This window comes from Caballeronia sp. AZ10_KS36 (assembly GCF_023631105.1).
Taxonomy (GTDB): Bacteria; Pseudomonadota; Gammaproteobacteria; order Burkholderiales; family Burkholderiaceae; genus Caballeronia.
Window position 1 is genome coordinate 420,743 of record NZ_JALQDQ010000037.1, and the last position, 15,314, is coordinate 436,056.

General features: G+C 62.1%; 16 protein-coding genes. 5 read left to right on the plus strand and 11 right to left on the minus strand.

Annotated elements, in window-relative coordinates; genetic code table 11:
• Positions 1 to 3: 3 nt before the first annotated feature.
• The 4 genes from NCR35_RS24340 to NCR35_RS24355 form a co-directional block, all read right to left on the minus strand.
• Positions 4 to 384 carry a hypothetical protein gene (locus NCR35_RS24340; RefSeq protein ID WP_250536466.1) on the minus strand — a complete coding sequence of 127 codons (381 nt, stop codon included), beginning with the start codon at positions 382 to 384 and terminating at the stop codon, positions 4 to 6.
• Between the two features lie 68 nt (positions 385 to 452).
• Positions 453 to 827 carry a tautomerase family protein gene (locus NCR35_RS24345; protein ID WP_250536467.1) on the minus strand — a complete coding sequence of 125 codons (375 nt, stop codon included), beginning with the start codon at positions 825 to 827 and terminating at the stop codon, positions 453 to 455.
• A 20-nt stretch (positions 828 to 847) separates the two neighbouring features.
• The gene (locus tag NCR35_RS24350) at positions 848 to 1,348 is read right to left on the minus strand and encodes an aromatic-ring-hydroxylating dioxygenase subunit beta (RefSeq protein ID WP_250536468.1); all 501 of its coding nucleotides are present in this window, start codon (positions 1,346 to 1,348) and stop codon (positions 848 to 850) included.
• Positions 1,345 to 2,628: an aromatic ring-hydroxylating oxygenase subunit alpha gene (locus NCR35_RS24355; RefSeq protein WP_250536469.1), complete on the minus strand. Its 1,284-nt coding sequence runs from the start codon at positions 2,626 to 2,628 to the stop codon at positions 1,345 to 1,347. The genes NCR35_RS24350 and NCR35_RS24355 overlap by 4 nt, the downstream gene beginning before the upstream one ends.
• A 169-nt stretch (positions 2,629 to 2,797) precedes the next feature.
• Here NCR35_RS24355 and NCR35_RS24360 point away from each other — a divergent pair, with 169 nt between their 5' ends.
• On the plus strand, positions 2,798 to 3,718 hold the full coding sequence (locus NCR35_RS24360) for a LysR family transcriptional regulator (RefSeq protein WP_250536470.1): 921 nt from the start codon (positions 2,798 to 2,800) through the stop codon (positions 3,716 to 3,718).
• Between the two features lie 6 nt (positions 3,719 to 3,724).
• Here the strand turns inward: NCR35_RS24360 and NCR35_RS24365 are convergent, their stop codons facing one another.
• From NCR35_RS24365 to NCR35_RS24395, 7 genes are all read right to left on the minus strand, one after another.
• Positions 3,725 to 4,693 (minus strand): PDR/VanB family oxidoreductase, encoded by a 969-nt coding sequence (locus tag NCR35_RS24365; RefSeq protein WP_250536471.1) that lies wholly within the window; start codon positions 4,691 to 4,693, stop codon positions 3,725 to 3,727.
• Between the two features lie 94 nt (positions 4,694 to 4,787).
• On the minus strand, positions 4,788 to 6,098 hold the full coding sequence (locus NCR35_RS24370) for an MFS transporter (protein ID WP_250536472.1): 1,311 nt from the start codon (positions 6,096 to 6,098) through the stop codon (positions 4,788 to 4,790).
• Between the two features lie 127 nt (positions 6,099 to 6,225).
• A complete protein-coding gene (locus NCR35_RS24375; protein ID WP_250536473.1) occupies positions 6,226 to 7,146 on the minus strand; it encodes a LysR family transcriptional regulator in 921 nt (306 codons plus the stop codon).
• Positions 7,147 to 7,188: 42 nt separating this feature from the next.
• Positions 7,189 to 7,863 (minus strand): ethyl tert-butyl ether degradation protein EthD, encoded by a 675-nt coding sequence (locus NCR35_RS24380; RefSeq protein ID WP_250536549.1) that lies wholly within the window; start codon positions 7,861 to 7,863, stop codon positions 7,189 to 7,191.
• 2 nt (positions 7,864 to 7,865) lie between these two features.
• On the minus strand, positions 7,866 to 8,381 hold the full coding sequence (locus NCR35_RS24385; RefSeq protein WP_250474144.1) for a flavin reductase: 516 nt from the start codon (positions 8,379 to 8,381) through the stop codon (positions 7,866 to 7,868).
• Positions 8,382 to 8,409: 28 nt separating this feature from the next.
• On the minus strand, positions 8,410 to 9,600 hold the full coding sequence (locus tag NCR35_RS24390) for an acyl-CoA dehydrogenase family protein (RefSeq protein WP_250474143.1): 1,191 nt from the start codon (positions 9,598 to 9,600) through the stop codon (positions 8,410 to 8,412).
• Between the two features lie 32 nt (positions 9,601 to 9,632).
• Positions 9,633 to 10,985: an MFS transporter gene (locus NCR35_RS24395; protein ID WP_250536550.1), complete on the minus strand. Its 1,353-nt coding sequence runs from the start codon at positions 10,983 to 10,985 to the stop codon at positions 9,633 to 9,635.
• A gap of 337 nt (positions 10,986 to 11,322) precedes the next feature.
• Here NCR35_RS24395 and NCR35_RS24400 point away from each other — a divergent pair, with 337 nt between their 5' ends.
• The 4 genes from NCR35_RS24400 to catA all read left to right on the plus strand — a co-directional run bounded on the left by NCR35_RS24400 (position 11,323) and on the right by catA (position 15,180).
• Positions 11,323 to 12,525 carry a porin gene (locus NCR35_RS24400; RefSeq protein ID WP_250536474.1) on the plus strand — a complete coding sequence of 401 codons (1,203 nt, stop codon included), beginning with the start codon at positions 11,323 to 11,325 and terminating at the stop codon, positions 12,523 to 12,525.
• Positions 12,526 to 12,725: 200 nt separating this feature from the next.
• Entirely contained in the window at positions 12,726 to 13,862 is a 1,137-nt protein-coding gene (locus tag NCR35_RS24405; RefSeq protein ID WP_250536475.1) for a muconate/chloromuconate family cycloisomerase, read from the plus strand.
• A gap of 24 nt (positions 13,863 to 13,886) precedes the next feature.
• Positions 13,887 to 14,177 carry a muconolactone Delta-isomerase gene (gene catC, locus NCR35_RS24410; protein WP_250536476.1) on the plus strand — a complete coding sequence of 97 codons (291 nt, stop codon included), beginning with the start codon at positions 13,887 to 13,889 and terminating at the stop codon, positions 14,175 to 14,177.
• 67 nt (positions 14,178 to 14,244) lie between these two features.
• On the plus strand, positions 14,245 to 15,180 hold the full coding sequence (gene catA, locus NCR35_RS24415; RefSeq protein ID WP_250536477.1) for a catechol 1,2-dioxygenase: 936 nt from the start codon (positions 14,245 to 14,247) through the stop codon (positions 15,178 to 15,180).
• Positions 15,181 to 15,314 lie beyond the last annotated feature (134 nt).

Sequence of the window (15,314 nt, forward strand, 5' to 3'; positions counted from 1 at the left end):
GACTCACGCCTTGTCGGTAACGGCGGACGGAACCGTGAGCGCGCGCCCGACGCGCGCTTCGATCTTGCCGTAGCGCCAAAGGTTGTATTCGCCCACAGGCGTCGTGCGATACAGATTGCAGACCGCAACGGCGGTGTCGAAGTCCGCGACGTCGGCCATGATGTAGAAGGTCCACGGTGCCCCTTCGGCGTTGCCGACGACAAGCCGGTCGTCATCCATGACACCCAACACTCGTACGTTTTGCATTGCTTCGATGGCACTGAGCATGTTGCCGTACGCCTGCCATACATCGCCGATCTGCTCACGCGGCAAGTCGAAGAAATTCTGAGTGACTCCGCAGCAGAAGAGCACACGCAGCGGCAGGCTTCGAGTATCGTTCGTCATCTTGTTTCCCTTCGAGCCGAACAACAGGTCCGGCGTACGGATCGCGGATAAATGGGCCCGACTTCGACTTAGCGGCCCAACGCGCGCGCGGTCTTGCCGCCCAAGCCGAAATCGGTATTGGGAATGTCTTTGATCATGACGCGCGTGGACTGCAAGGGCACATCCAGGACAGAGGCGCTGATCTCTGACAGATGCCTGATCAACGCTTCTTTCTGCGCCTCCGTGCGGCCCGCAATCAGGATTGCGATGATGACCGGCAACGCAGCGGGCGTTGGCTTTCCGCCCAGCCCGATGTTCGATGCCGGCAACTCGGACAGCAGAATGCGCACCGACTCCGCGGGCGCGCCGATGGCGTCGACGGTCGCTTGAGTCAGACCCTGAATGAGCGATGCCTTGCGCTCGTCGGAGTGACCTTGAGGCAGATAGACTTCGAGTGTCGGCATGGTCGAATACGGATGGAAGTTCAAAGCAGGAAGCCGATGGCGCTCAGTGCTTCTGTCGAGTTGATCAGGCGGATAACTTTCTCGACGAGCAGCGGCTGGCCGTTGGTCATGCTGAGCTTATGCGTCAGATCCGCGGCGAAGATCGTCGACACGCCGCGCTTGTACGCAATGATGATCTGCGAGGACTTCACTTCGACGAGGTCCGCGCTATCCGAAGACCGCGTGAAGCGGGACACGGTACGCACCGTACGCGCGGCGTCGGCGGCGGACGCCGAATAGCCGGACGCCATGCGCTGCACACGCAGTTCGCGCATGTGCTGGTCGTCGAATGCGTAGTTCAGTGTCGCTTCGTAGTCGGTCGTAGCGGGGTCGATAGGCACCACGTAGATGCCATTGGGGTCCCACAGTTCGAGCCACGCGCGGTAATCGCGCCGGTCCAGCAGTTCGGCTTCGCGCCAGATGAATTCGATAGCGCGAGCGAAGGTCTGGTCAGAGAGAAGTGCGTTACGGTCGTCCATCATGCTTGCTCCATCATTGCGCGCCATTGTCTATAGGCTTCGCGCATGCCGGTTTCGTCGGTGGCGTGCGCGGTTTTCTCGCCGTTCGGCGCGGTCGTTTCGCGATTCAGCCCGCGGTTCACCAGGATAGGTACGTCGGGGCCTGCGTATGAGCCGCGCTGCACGCGTTCCCATGCTTCGGCATCGTCGGGGCTGCCGAAACCGAACGGGCCTTGAAAGTGCTCGTGCATGCGCAAGCGCGCACGATTGGCTTCTTCGGGGCCGCCGTCCATCCCGAGTGCGACGTGGCGGATTTCTGTTTCCACCGCGGAAATGGGGCGCAGCACGCGGAAGAAGGCCATCGACAACGCGAGGTTCGGAAACAGATTCAGGTTGAAGCCGACGCCCATCAGCGAACGCACGACGCGGCGCACTTCTTCCGCCGTGTGTTTTTCTGCAAGCTGTGCGGCGAGTTCATTGAAACGTTCGGGCAGCGGCGCACCGTCGTCCTGATCGAGATCGACGAGTTCCGGCATGAGTACGGCCAGGCTGTGACCGTTGCCGAGCGAGCGGCAAAACGCCTGGTCGCTCGTCATGAAGCTCGTGATGGCGGCGGCCGTTTCATCGTCGATGGACTTCATCCAGGACTTATGCACGACGGGAAAGTGATACAGGTCCGTCGTGTTTTCCAGCTGGATCTTCCAGTTGCCCTTGAACGTGAACTTATGCTCGCCGTTCGCCTTGATCGGATAGCCCGCGCCTTGCTTCATGAACAGGTCTATCCATGGCTTCGCACCGCCGAGAAAGTCTTCGAGCGATTCGATGTGTTCGTTGAAGCTCGCGAAAATCAGGCCCTGATACACGCCCACGCGCAGCTTCTTGAGCGGCAAATCGCCTTTCTCGCATACGCCTTCATAACCGTCGCCGTAGGGCAGCGCGCGCAGCGTGCCGTCGAGCGCGTATGACCAGCTGTGATACGGGCACGTGAAGCCTTTCGCATTGCCCTTGTGCTCTTCGCACACGGTCGCGCCGCGATGACGGCAGCGATTCTGAAGTACGTTCACGGCGCCCGTTTTGTCCCGCACGACGATGACCGGCTGGCGGCCGATGGTCGTCGTGACGAAGTCGCCGGGCTTCGGCAACTCGCTGTCGTGAGCAACCCACACCCACGTCTTGTAGAAGATGCGTTCGAGTTCTTCCTCGAAGAGCTGCGGATCGTAGTAGAGCGAAGGCGCAATGCGATCGGACTGCGCGCGCTTCGCGAGCGCGCTAGTGTCGATGGTTTGATAGGTCGGCGTACTCATCGTATTCCTGGGGAGAAGTTGAGTGGCTGTTTGAGCGACTAACACGAGCCTGGCCGTGCACTCGGCGCATCCTCTCGTTGACATCAGTCTCGCTTTTCGAAGATCATGCGTCAAATCGATTAAAAACGGATCGCTCAATCAGTGCGGCCGATATCTGGAACTGCCTGCCATGACCTCCATCGACCACATCGATCTCAATCTTCTGCGCGTTTTCCAGGCTATCGTCGAGGAACGCAGCCTGACGCGCGCAGGCGAGCGGCTCGCGCTCTCGCAACCGGCGGTCAGCTATTCGCTCGGGCGGCTGCGCACCTTGTTCGACGACACGCTGTTCATTCGCACGCGGGCGGGCATGCAGCCCACGCCGGTCGCGCTTGAGTTGGCCGAGATCGTCGGACGCGCGCTCGATACCGTGCGTCAGGCCTTGCGTTATGCCGAACGCTTCGACCCGGCGACGAGCACGCGAACATTTCGCCTGTCCCTGTCGGATGCGGGGGAGATGGCCTATCTTCCAGCCATCTGCGCCGCGTTACGCGACGCCGCGCCGCGCGCGAAGCTGGTGGTGGAGCCATTGCCGATTGAACAGATAGAAGAGGCGTTGCGCTCGAGTCGGCTGGATTTTGCGATCGGCAACTTGCCGTCACTGTTGCCGCGCACGCGCCATTGCGTGCTCTTCGAGGAGTCGTATGTATGCATGACGCGGGAACGCGAGGATCTGCCCGAAGGCAAGAAGCTCAAACTCGAGCATTTTCTTGCGGCTTCGCACGTCCAGGTTCGCTCGATCGAGCACAGTCATGACGCGCTGGACGACGCGCTGCGTGGACAAGGCGTCGGGCGCAATATCGCATTGGCGCTACCGCATTTCGTGGCGGTGCCCGGCGTGCTGGCGGCAACGGACCTGTTCGCTACGCTGCCGGAAAAGCTCGCGCATATCCTCAATCGAGGCGACGCGTTTCGCATCTATGCGATGCCGGTGCCGCTGCCGAGAGTGGCCGTGACCATGCACTGGCACGAGCACTTCCACGAAGACGAAGGCCTCGCGTGGATGCGCAGCCTCATGACCGACACCCTCGCGAGCTTCAAGAAGATGTGATCGCGCTCAGAGGTCGAGCACGAGCACAGGCGAGCGAGAACGCGACACGCAGCAGCAGATTACGGTGTTGCTCGCGCGTTCTGCTTTGCTCAGGCAGTGGTCGCGATGTTCGGGTTCGCCGCTCACGACGTCGACCATGCATGTACCGCACACGCCTTCGCCGCACGACGTATCGACTTCGATGCCGATCGCAGCGAGCGCGTCGACGATCGACGTACTCTTGTCCACGCGAACCGTTTGTCCGCTGCTTGCGAGCTGCACGTCGAAGCTGTCGAGCGACGTTTCCGCCGCCACGGCGGGCTCGCCCTTGAAGCGCTCGAGATGAATCGCATCCGCAGGCAGGCGGGCTTGTGCCGTCTCCACGACAGCGTCCATGAAGGCGCTCGGGCCGCATGTGTAGACATGCGCGTCGGGACCGGCATCGCTGATACATTCGGCGAGCTTGCTACGCTGTTGATTCCGCTCGACGCCGAAATGCAGTTTCACGTGAGCACTGAACGGTGCGCGCGTCAGCAGCGTCATGAAAGCCGCGTGCGCCTCGCTGCGCGCGAAGTAATGCAGCGTGAAGCGCGCATCGCTCGCAAGGAGCCGATAGGCCATCGACAGCAATGGCGTGATGCCGATGCCCGCGGCAATCAGAATGTGCTCGCTTGCCGACGGGTCGAGCTGAAACAGATTGCGCGGCGCGCCGACGGCCAGTTCGGTGCCGACGGTCACTTCTTCGTGAAGCGAACGAGAACCGCCGCGCGACTGCTCTTCCTTCTTCACCGCGAAGATCTGCGTCTCGAGACAGGCGGGATCGCCGCAAAGCGAATACTGACGTGTCACGCCCGAAGGACTGGTGACGTCGATATGCGCACCCGGCTCGTAGGGTTCGAACGGCGCGCCGTCGATTCTTGAGACGCTGAACGACCGCACGCCATGCGCTTCCTCGCGCAACGCGTCGACTCGGACTTTCACGGTGTGAGCCTGCATGATCGCCTTCCTTTCGCAATGTTTTCCGAAACCATGCGTCGATGGTAGTGTCGGCCGTCGAATAAGCAAAATAGGCTAAAAATCGTGTGTTGCATCAACGTGACTGATGACGCGTTTCGCGCGTGAAGCGCAGTGTCACGACCGTGACAAGACTGAGCACGATGAGGAACACGGCCACAGGCCAGGACGCGTGATAGTGCGACAGCAGCGCAGTCGCGATCAGCGGCGACAGACCGCCCGCGAAAATCGAGGCCACTTCATGCCCGAGCGCGACACCGGAGTAGCGCACTTCCGTGCTGAACAACTCGCCGACGAGCGCGGGCAAGGTGCCGATCATCGCGCCGTGACAGACGGCAGTGCCGAGCACCAGTGCGAGCCAGATGAGCGGGGTCGCATGCGTGTCGAGCAGCCAGAAAAACGGGAAGGCCATCACCGCAAGGGAAGCGGCGCCGATCATGTACACAGGCTTGCGTCCGATGCGATCGGAGAGCTTGCCCCACAGCACCATCGCGATCATTTCGACGATCATCGCAAGCATGACGCCGGTGAGCATCGTCGAATTGGGGATGCCGACGAACTTGCCGTACACGAGCGAAAACGCGAGGAAGATATAGGCGCCGCCATTTTCCGCGACACGCAGGCCCATCGCCACCAGAATTTCCTTCGGATGACGCTTGATGGCTTCGAGCACCGGAATGTGCGATGTCTTGCCCGATTTCTCCGCGTTCTCGAATTCGCGGCTCTCCGGCAGGCTGTGACGAATGTAGACGCCGAGCGCGAAAATCACGATGCTCGCGAGAAACGGCAGACGCCATCCCCAGGACATGAACTGCTCGTGCGGCAACGCCTGCACTGCGAGAAACGCCGCGGAGGACAGCACGAAACCGCCGCCCACGCCGAGCTGACTCCACGCGGCGTAATAGCCGCGCTTCTCGGGCGGCGCGTTCTCGCTGATCATCAGCACGCCTCCGCCCCATTCGCCTCCGGACGCAATGCCTTGCAGCAGGCGAAGTGCGACGAGCGCGGCCGGGGCCCAAAGACCGACGTGATCGTAAGTCGGCAACAAGCCGATGCCGAAGGTCGCGAAACCCATGATGAGCAGCGTCCAGACGAGCGACGCGCGCCGTCCGTAACGGTCGCCGATATGGCCGAACACGATGCCGCCGAGCGGCCGCGCGACAAAGCCCATCGCGAACGCAGCGAACGCGCCGAGCGTGCCGATCAGCGGATCGGCGTTGGCGGGGAAGAACAGCTTGCCGAACACGAGCGCGGCCGCTGTGCCGTAGACGAAGAAGTCGTACCACTCCATCGCATTGCCCGCGACAGACGCAATGACGATACGTTTGAGGGCGCGGTCCGGCGTTGCTGCGCTGGTTGCGGCGGTCGGGGTAGGAACTGTTGCCATGTCTGCTCGCATCGAAAGAGTAGGACTGCGGCCTTGAAGGCTTCGCATAGCAAGCAGTGTCGAGGCGAGTCAGACCGTCGTCAAATTCGCCGAAAAGACGTCGTGATATCAGCGCAGCAAATGAACGTCACTCCCCGGACTGACGAAACATCCCGGAGATAGTCTCGCGCAGCCACGCGACGCCAGGATCGTTGGCAAACTGCGTGTGCGAGTGAATCTGAATTTCGATGGGCGGCAGAGCAAAGGGCAAGGGCAGAATGCGAAACGCCTTGCCACGGTTGAAGCGCAGCGCAATGCTCTTCGGGAAGATAACGGCGAGGTCCGTGTTCATCACGATCTCGGGCGCCACGACGAAATGCGGCAACCGGACCACGACATCGCGCTTCAGACTGAGCTCGTCGAGCCATTGCTCGACCATGCGATGGCCCGTCGCGTTGGTGCTCGCGTAGACATAGCGCAGGGCGGCCAGGTCCTCGCGCGTGGGCCGCGACTTGCCTAGGGGATGATCGGCGCGCACCACGCAGACATGCTCGTCGACGAATAACGTTTGGCTCATGCACCCTGCGTCGAGGCCCGGCACGTAGCCGAGAGCAAGATCGATCTCCCCGGCGCGCATGGCTGCGCTCACGGATTCCACCGGAAGATTGACGACTTCGATGCGAATGCCGCGGGCCTCGCGGTCGAGCAAGGCGAGAAGCGGTGGCAGAAAAAAGAACTCCGACATGTCCGACATCGAGATGCGAAAGACGCGCCGCGCCGTCGAAGGATCGAACTTGGCAAGCTGCTGGACCGCCTCGTTGATGATCGACAAAGCCTGCGCGAGCGGCGGGTACAACCGATGCGCCGCATCGGTCGGCACCATGCCGGTAGGCGTGCGCACGAAGAGCGGATCATCGAAGATGGTGCGCAAGCGCCGCAGCGCGTGACTGACTGCTGGCTGCGTCAACTGCAGACGGTCGCCGGCGGCAGTGAGGCTGCGCAGATCCCAGATGGCGAGGAACACGCGCAGCAAGTTCAGATCGGCGAGACCGACGTTCAGCTTCGTCATACGGTTCACTCACGAACGAGCGCATGGTCCGCCATGCAGCGATCAATGTGTGGCGAGGTTACCGTATGTGCTGCGCATTGCAAAATGCGGCGTGCCTCCTCGATAGGGTGGCAAAGCATGAAAGTCGCGGCGCATCAGGTCGCGCACTGGCGAAGCCAGCGCATCGGCGAGCGCGGATGCATCGTCGAATACGACCTTGTTGCGCTGCATCGCATCTACACGCGCGCAAGGTAAGCCGATGGTGCACTCGATGCGTGTATAAATTTCCAGCTCGCGCAGTGCCGGTAAAGTCGACATCAGCGGCGCGTGATGTTGCAGGTAATGCGCGAGCCATGTGTCGAAGTCTTCGGCCGGGCCTTCGTACGCGACGAGATACGTACACCGCTGCACGCGCGTTTCCCGACCCGGCGCGGTCGACACGAGTGCTCGCACCGCCATGACTTGGTGCGTGAAGCGCTCACATAACGACTGTGCCTGCAGTGCGCGGTGAATAGGGCCGTCGCGGCTCGCGGCCGCTTCGAGGGTGGCCAGTTCATCGAAATAGAGTTGCAGGACGCACGAAGGCGCATCAGTAGCGGGCGCAATGCGCGGATCGACGCGTTGGATGATCGGCTCATGCACGATCAGTTTGCGCAAGCCTTCGATGTCCCGCAACGGCGCAATCTCAAGCAGCGATTCTTGTCCGCTTGCACCTATGAGAAACAGGCAGACTTGCATCGTCACGCCGCCTCGCAGGATGCGGCGCGCGCGAGCCGATGAAACTGCCGGCCGAAATACACGAGGCCATCGCCGTCTTCGCATAGGCCGATGTGATCGACTTGCACGAAAAGCACCGAATGCGAACCGACCTTCTTGCTGTCCACGATACGGCCTTCGAGACTCGCGATCGCATCGTCGAGCACGGGCAGTTGCAGTGCGCCCGGCCGCGAGCCGCAGCGCGCAAAGCGTTCGTCCATCGAGCATCCATCCATGCCGGCGAACACACGCGCCAGTTGCTGCGCGTGCGCGCCCAGCACGTTGATGCACGCTCGGCCGTTATTGAGCAACACGTCGTGAACGTAGCTCGACTGATTGATGCAGACGACCATCGTCGGTGGCGTGTCGGTCACCGAACATACGGCGCTTGCCGTGATACCGCAGCGGCCGTGCGGGCCGTCGGTGGTGATGACGTTGACGGCCGCGCCGAGCGAGGCCATTGCATTGCGAAACTGCGCGCGCGCTTGATCGTGAGTCATGGCTGATGTCCTTTCAGGGTTCGCTGGTTCAGGGATACGGCGTGACGGGCGGAATGCCGACGAAGATCGCGCCCGATGCGTCGTAGTTGCCTTCGCCGAGGAACGCGTGTTGCGTGACGACGATCGAATCGCGTACCAGACGTTGCATCCGGTTCTCGCGATAGATCGCGCCGATGCCCGCCATCTTGTACGCCTGCATCACGATATCGGCGCAGGTGTGAGCCGCATGCGTCGCGGACAGACGCAACAGGTTGGCTTCTGCGGGCAGCACCGGATCGCCCGCGAGCACCGTGCGCCAGGATGCTTCCGCGGACTCGAAGAAGAAAGCCCGCGCGCTGCGCAGTTGTGCTTCCGCCTGCGCGAGCCCCGAACGATAGTAGGCGCGATCGGCAAGACGCGGCGCGCCGGTCGTGGTCTTCGTTACTCCGGACATCCCCGCCAACAGGTCGAGCGCAGCGCGCGCCAGGCCGATGTTCACCGCGGCATGCACCTGCGCCTGATAGGCGACGGCGGGATACCGATACAAAGGTTCATCGATCAGCGGCGTGCCGCCGCGCACGAAAGTCCATTGCTCCTCGACGTATTTGTCTTTGAGACGCAGATCGTGGCTGCCCGTGCCCTGCATGCCGACCACGTTCCAGTTATCGACGATCTCGACTTCGCTCGCGGGGAAGACGGCAGTGAAGGGCTTGCCGGCGTTCTTGTCGTCCGCGCCGGCGGGTGCGCCGCCGATTCCGACGCCGATCCAGTCCGCCCCCTTGCAGCCGCTTGCGAAGCGCCATTGTCCCGATACGAGGAAGCCGCCGGGCGCACGTTGGGCCTTCTGCAGCGGATACAGGCCGCCCGCGAAGACCTGATCGGGACCGGTCGCATAGATCTGCGCCTGTGTCTCGACTGGCAGTGAGGCGAGGTACGTGTTGGCGGAGCCGAACGCCGCGACCCATGCGGTCGAACCGTCCGCGATCGCGATGCGTTCCAGGATTTCGAGGAAGCGCGCAGGCGGAAGCGCGTCGCCGCCGAAACGTTTGGGCGTGCTCGCGCGGAAGATGCCCGCGCGCTTCATCTTGCCGACCATATCGCGCGGCACGTGAGACAGGGCGTCGAACTCGTCGCGGCGGCGCTCGACTTCCTCGATCAGCGCATCGAGCGGCAGCGGTCCGGCGTACTCGGGATAGTCGTTTTGCGAATCGATGATGGCTTCGCTTTGAAGGGCTTGCATAGGGGATACCTCTCGGTCGATGTGTGTCGATGTCATTCGGGCTGGCGACGATGAGCGGCGCGCATCGCTTTGGGATACGTCTCGCGTGCGATCAACGTGGCGACGACGGTGATGAGGCCCAGTACGCCGAGGTAGATGGCGACGGGCACGGCGCTGTGATAGTGGGCGAGCAGCGCGGTGGCGATCATCGGCGAGAGACCGCCGCCGAGTACGGAAGAGACTTCCCGACCGATACCCAGTCCGGAGAAACGCAGATGCACCGGCAACATCTCGCTAATGAACGCGGGCTGCGCGCCTTCGAGAATGCCGAGCGTGATGCTGTTCGCGAGAACGAGCGCCGCGACCACCTTCCAGTATTCGCCCGAGCCGAGCAGCGCGAAGTACGGCCATGCGACGAGCACGATGGCGATAGCGCCGGCGAGATACACGGGTTTGCGTCCGACCTTGTCGGTCATCCAGCCGAAGAAGAGCGACACCGGGATCATGAGCAGCATCGAAATGCACAGACCGCTCAGGATCCAGCTCGACTTGATGCCGAGAAACTGCCCATACGCGATCGAGAACGCGAAGAAGAGATAGGACGCCGCGCCCTCGCCGAAGCGCAGGCCGAACACGGTGAGCACTTCGCGCGGACATTGGCGCAGCACTTCGATGACAGGCATGCGGCTCTCGTGGCGCGTCGCCTTCACTTCGGCGAACGCGGCGCTTTCTCCGACCGAGCGGCGCATCCACAAGCCGAGAAGAACGAGTGCGGCGCTTGCGAGAAACGGAAGGCGCCATCCCCAACTCTGAAAGTCGCCGGCCGGCAGGTTCTGCACCAGAAGAAATGCACCGGTGGAAAGGACGAAGCCGAGTGCCGCGCCGCACGGACTCCATGCCGCGAGCGCCCCGCGCTTCGATTGCGGCGCGTTCTCGTGGATCAGCAAGATACTGCCGCTCCATTCTCCGCCGGCGGCCAGCCCCTGAAGAATGCGCAGCAGAACCAGCATCACGGGCGCCGCAATGCCGACCTGCTGATACGTCGGCAAGACGCCCATCAGGACCGTGGCGGTGCCCATCGTGAGCAGGGTGAGCATCATCACGGCCTTGCGACCGTAACGGTCGCCGATATGCCCGCATAGCACGCCGCCGATAGGGCGCGCGATGAAGCCGACCGTGAAGCCGCCGAATGCGGCGATGGTGCCCGTGAGCGGATCCGTGCCGACCGGAAAGAACAGCTTGCCGAAGACGAGCGCGGCAGCCGTTCCATACAGAAAGAAGTCGTACCACTCGAGGATCTGGCCGAGTACTGCAGTCGTGACCGCACGGCGCACGTTGCTGGGACGACGGACCGCTCGGCTTTGAGCCAGCGTGCCCAGATCGGAATTCAGAGCTTCAGGGTTCATGGTGGGGGAAGACATGAGGTGATGGTTCCCGCTTCCCTGATGCTCAAGAAGCGGCGCGAATGGTATCGATGCGATGTGCCCACGATATGAGCGTCGATAACCGCGGTCAAATTCGAGACAAAAATGCACGACATGAATCTGATGCATGTGCTTCGCGTGCCGTACGTAATAACCCTTGCTTTGAATGACATATCGATCGCGCTTATCGCCGGTCATGCTTTTGGTTTATTTGCCGTGTGAAACAGGCGACCGCAGACTGCGTGGCGCATCTCCGTCAACCCCGCAATGAGCCCTCATTGCGTCATTCAATAAGACCACTCGCATGGAATACGCACGTATGAGACTCGCCCTGGCAACTTCTCTCGCGCTGCTCGCAGTTGCAGGCACGGCGCAGGCACAAAGCGCGGTGACGCTGTACGGCATCGTCGACGATGGCTTCAACTGGACCTCGAACTCCGGCGGTCACAATCTCTACAACCTGTCGAGCGGCGTCATGCAGGCAAGCCGCTGGGGCCTGAGGGGTAGGGAAGAGCTAGGCGGCGGGCTCGCTGCGCTGTTCGTGCTCGAGAACGGCTTCGATCTGAACAACGGCTCGCTTGCGCAAAAGAATCGCGGCAGCACCCAGGGTCTGATGTTCGGCCGCCAGGCGTACGTGGGCTTGTCCAGTGCTTTCGGCACCGTGTTGCTCGGTCGTCAATACGATTCGGCCGTCGACTATGTGGGCCCGTTCGAGTCCGGGACCCAGTGGGCGGGATATATCGGCGCGCATCCAGGCGATCTGGACAACCTCAACAACGCCTATCGCGTGAACAACGCAATCAAGTTCGTTAGTAAGGCGTACTACGGAATAACGTTCGGCGGCGTCTACAGCCTGGGTGGCGTGGCTGGGGCGGTTTCACGCAACCAGCTGTGGTCGCTCGGAGCGGGCTATGCGAACGGACCGCTTACGCTGGGCGTCGCTTATCTGAACGCGCGCAACCCGAACGTCGGCTTCTTCGGTGACAACGGCGCGAGCACGCCGCCCACCGCAAGCGCGAACTTCATTTCGTCGCCGGTATATAGCGGCTACGCATCGGCGCGAACGTATCAAGTCATCGCGGCTGGCGCGGCGTACGCATTCGGCGCGGCGACGCTGGGTGCCACATACTCCAACGTGCAGTTCAAGAACCTCGGCGATACGGTGAACTCCGGACCCAATCCGCGCGGCTACGCCGGCAACGCAATCTTCAACAACGTAGAAGTGAACTTCAAGTATCAACTTACACCGGCGCTCGTGCTCGGCGCGGCGTTCGACTACACGAACGGCGGCGACGTCGATTCGGCCACCGGCAACAACCCGGGCGCGAAGTACTACCAGGGCGCGCTCGGCGCCGACTACTTTCTGTCTAAGCGCACTGACGTTTATGCGATCGGCGTCTACCAGAAGGCGTCCGGCACGGACTCCACCGGCGCGGCGGCCGTTGCGGCAATCAACAATCTCACGCCGTCCACGAGTGATCGTCAAACCACGGTCCGCGTGGGCATCCGCCACAAGTTCTGAAGGGAACCGGCATTCGCGCCGACGCGTCATTCATTTCGTGGATGACGCAGGCGACATTTAATCTATTTGACGCATGGACGCTGGCGAATTAATTTGTCCTCGAACTCATATCGAACTCACACCGGCCGCAATGAGCGAGTGCGCGCGGCCAGCTTAACCGGCGCCCGCGTCGCTCGTTTGCACTTATCCAACCTATCGCCATGACTTCAGCGACGATCGAACGCATCGAAACCTGTCTCGTCGACCTGCCGACAATTCGCCCGCACAAGCTTTCCGTCGCCACCATGCACGGGCAGACGCTCATGCTGGTGAAGGTGTTCTGCAGCGACGGCATCGTCGGCATTGGCGAGGGCACGACCATCGCCGGCATGGCGTATGGTCCCGAGAGTCCCGAGTCGATGAAGCTCGCCACCGATGCGTATCTCGCGCCCGCATGCATCGGCCGCGATGCAACGCGTGTGCAGGCGCTCATGGCTCACCTCGGCAAGCTGGTGCGGGTCAATCACTTCTCGAAGAGCGCGCTCGAAACCGCGCTGCTCGACGCGCAGGGAAAGCGCCTTGGCGTACCCGTCAGCGAGCTGCTGGGCGGCCGTCATCGTGATCGCCTCCCGGTTGCCTGGACGCTCGCATCGGGCGATACGAACAAGGACATTGCGGAAGCAGAGACGATGCTCGAGCGTCGTCGGCACGAGATCTTCAAACTCAAGATCGGCGCAAGGCAGATCGAAGCGGACATCGAACATGTCGCCGGCATCAAGCGTGCGCTCGGCGATCGCGCGGCCGTGCGGGTCGACGTCAACATGGCCTGGAGTGAAACGCAGGCCGCACGAGCCATTCCGGCGCTCGCTGAGGCCGGCTGCGAGTTGGTCGAGCAGCCGGTTGCATCCACGGCGGCGCTCGCGCGGCTGATGCGCCGGTTTCCCGTTGCGCTAATGGCCGACGAAGTGCTGCAAGGCCCCGAAAGCGCGTTCCAGATCGCGAAGCACGAAGGCGCCGACGTCTTCGCGATCAAGATCGAACAAAGCGGCGGTCTCTTCGCGGGACAACGCGTGGCCGCCATCGCCGATGCAGCGGGCATCGAGCTTTACGGCGGCACCATGCTGGAAGGCGCGGTCAGCACGATTGCATCGGCACAGCTCTTCGCGACCTTGCCCAATCTGCAATGGGGCACCGAGCTGTTCGGCCCGCTGCTCATCACCGAGGAGATTCTCGTCGAGCCGCTGGATTACAGCGACTTCGAGCTCACCGTGCCGAGCGGCCCGGGTCTCGGCATCGAGCTGGACGAAGCCCGGATCAAACGCTTCACGCGCGACGGACATGTCGCGGTCATCAAGTAAACCAACATCCGACGAGAGGACGCAATGCTTTTCCACGTGCGCATGGATGTGAAACTTCCGCTGGATATGCCCGCCGAGATCGCAAACGAAATCAAGGCGCGCGAAAAGGCTTATTCGCAGGACCTGCAGCGCAGCGGCAAGTGGCGCCACATCTGGCGCCTCGCAGGTGAGTACGCGAACTTCAGCATCTTCGACGTTCAAAGCAACGCCGAACTTCACGACATTCTCACTGCGCTGCCGCTCTTCCCCTATATGAGCATCGCAGTGACGCCGTTGTGCCGTCACCCGTCGTCCATTCGCGACGACGACGCGTGAGTCCGAGCATCGCGTCGCAAAACAGCCAAGCTGCGTCGTACCCCCAATACATCAAGGAGACAACATCGTGAGCGTCAAAGTTTTCGATACGAAGGAAGTTCAGGAACTGCTTTCGGCAGCCGCCAATCTCGGCAGCGAAGAGGGCGACGGCCGTGCGAAGCAGATCACTCATCGGCTGCTGAGCGATCTGTTCAAGGCCATCGACGATCTCGATATGACGCCCGATGAAATCTGGGCAGGCGTGAACTACTTCAACCGGCTCGGTCGCGACGGAGAGGCGGCCTTGCTCGCAGCGGGTCTCGGTCTCGAGAAGTTTCTCGACATTCGCATGGATGCGCAGGACCGTCACTCAGACATTCACGGCGGCACACCGCGCACCATCGAAGGTCCGTTGTATGTGGCGGGCGCGCCGTTGCGCGACGGGGTAGCGAAGATCGACGTCGATCCCGACGAAGCAGCCGGGCCGCTCGTTATTCGCGGCACCGTGACCGGTCCGGACGGCAAGCCTGTCGCGAATGCAGTGGTGGAGTGCTGGCATGCGAACTCCAACGGCTTCTACTCGCATTTCGACCCGACGGGCGCCCAGAGTGACTTCAACCTGCGTGGCGCTGTGCGGACCGGGCACGACGGCAAGTACGAGTTCCGCACGCTCATGCCCGTAGGCTACGGCTGCCCGCCTCACGGTTCGACGCAACAGTTGCTGAACGTGCTCGCGCGGCATGGCAATCGTCCGGCGCACGTTCATTTCTTCGTGACGAGCGACAACTTCCGTAAGCTGACCACGCAGATCAATATCGAAGGCGACCCGCTGATCTGGGACGACTTCGCGTACGCCACGCGCGAGGAACTGATTCCTCGCGTGGTCGAAAAGACGGGCGGCGCGGCGCTCGGTCTAAAGGACGACGTCTACGAGGAAATCCAGTTCGATATCACGCTCACTTGGCTGGTCGAAGGCAAGGACAATCAGCTTGTCAGTCGTGAGCGCACGTCGGCGACCGCATGAGTCCGCGAAGCGACGGCTAGCTGCCGTCGCCCGCGCTTCGCAATATTCTTGGATCGCACGGTCCGAAGAGAACTTCCCGGAACCCGGCACGCGATCGGCGAGTCCCCAAAGCCGACGTTGTGTCGCCCAGCCTC

What these genes read in the sequence shown, in the direction of transcription:
- NCR35_RS24340 (WP_250536466.1), bottom strand. Translation starts at nt 384, where the DNA reads ATGACGAACGATACTCGAAGCCTGCCGCTGCGTGTGCTCTTCTGCTGC.
- NCR35_RS24405 (WP_250536475.1), top strand. Translation starts at nt 12,726, where the DNA reads ATGACTTCAGCGACGATCGAACGCATCGAAACCTGTCTCGTCGACCTG.
- NCR35_RS24360 (WP_250536470.1), top strand. Translation starts at nt 2,798, where the DNA reads ATGACCTCCATCGACCACATCGATCTCAATCTTCTGCGCGTTTTCCAG.
- NCR35_RS24380 (WP_250536549.1), bottom strand. Translation starts at nt 7,863, where the DNA reads ATGCAAGTCTGCCTGTTTCTCATAGGTGCAAGCGGACAAGAATCGCTG.
- NCR35_RS24365 (WP_250536471.1), bottom strand. Translation starts at nt 4,693, where the DNA reads ATGCAGGCTCACACCGTGAAAGTCCGAGTCGACGCGTTGCGCGAGGAA.
- NCR35_RS24345 (WP_250536467.1), bottom strand. Translation starts at nt 827, where the DNA reads ATGCCGACACTCGAAGTCTATCTGCCTCAAGGTCACTCCGACGAGCGC.
- NCR35_RS24355 (WP_250536469.1), bottom strand. Translation starts at nt 2,628, where the DNA reads ATGAGTACGCCGACCTATCAAACCATCGACACTAGCGCGCTCGCGAAG.
- catC (WP_250536476.1), top strand. Translation starts at nt 13,887, where the DNA reads ATGCTTTTCCACGTGCGCATGGATGTGAAACTTCCGCTGGATATGCCC.
- NCR35_RS24400 (WP_250536474.1), top strand. Translation starts at nt 11,323, where the DNA reads ATGAGACTCGCCCTGGCAACTTCTCTCGCGCTGCTCGCAGTTGCAGGC.
- NCR35_RS24395 (WP_250536550.1), bottom strand. Translation starts at nt 10,985, where the DNA reads ATGAACCCTGAAGCTCTGAATTCCGATCTGGGCACGCTGGCTCAAAGC.
- NCR35_RS24375 (WP_250536473.1), bottom strand. Translation starts at nt 7,146, where the DNA reads ATGACGAAGCTGAACGTCGGTCTCGCCGATCTGAACTTGCTGCGCGTG.
- NCR35_RS24370 (WP_250536472.1), bottom strand. Translation starts at nt 6,098, where the DNA reads ATGGCAACAGTTCCTACCCCGACCGCCGCAACCAGCGCAGCAACGCCG.
- NCR35_RS24350 (WP_250536468.1), bottom strand. Translation starts at nt 1,348, where the DNA reads ATGATGGACGACCGTAACGCACTTCTCTCTGACCAGACCTTCGCTCGC.
- NCR35_RS24385 (WP_250474144.1), bottom strand. Translation starts at nt 8,381, where the DNA reads ATGACTCACGATCAAGCGCGCGCGCAGTTTCGCAATGCAATGGCCTCG.
- NCR35_RS24390 (WP_250474143.1), bottom strand. Translation starts at nt 9,600, where the DNA reads ATGCAAGCCCTTCAAAGCGAAGCCATCATCGATTCGCAAAACGACTAT.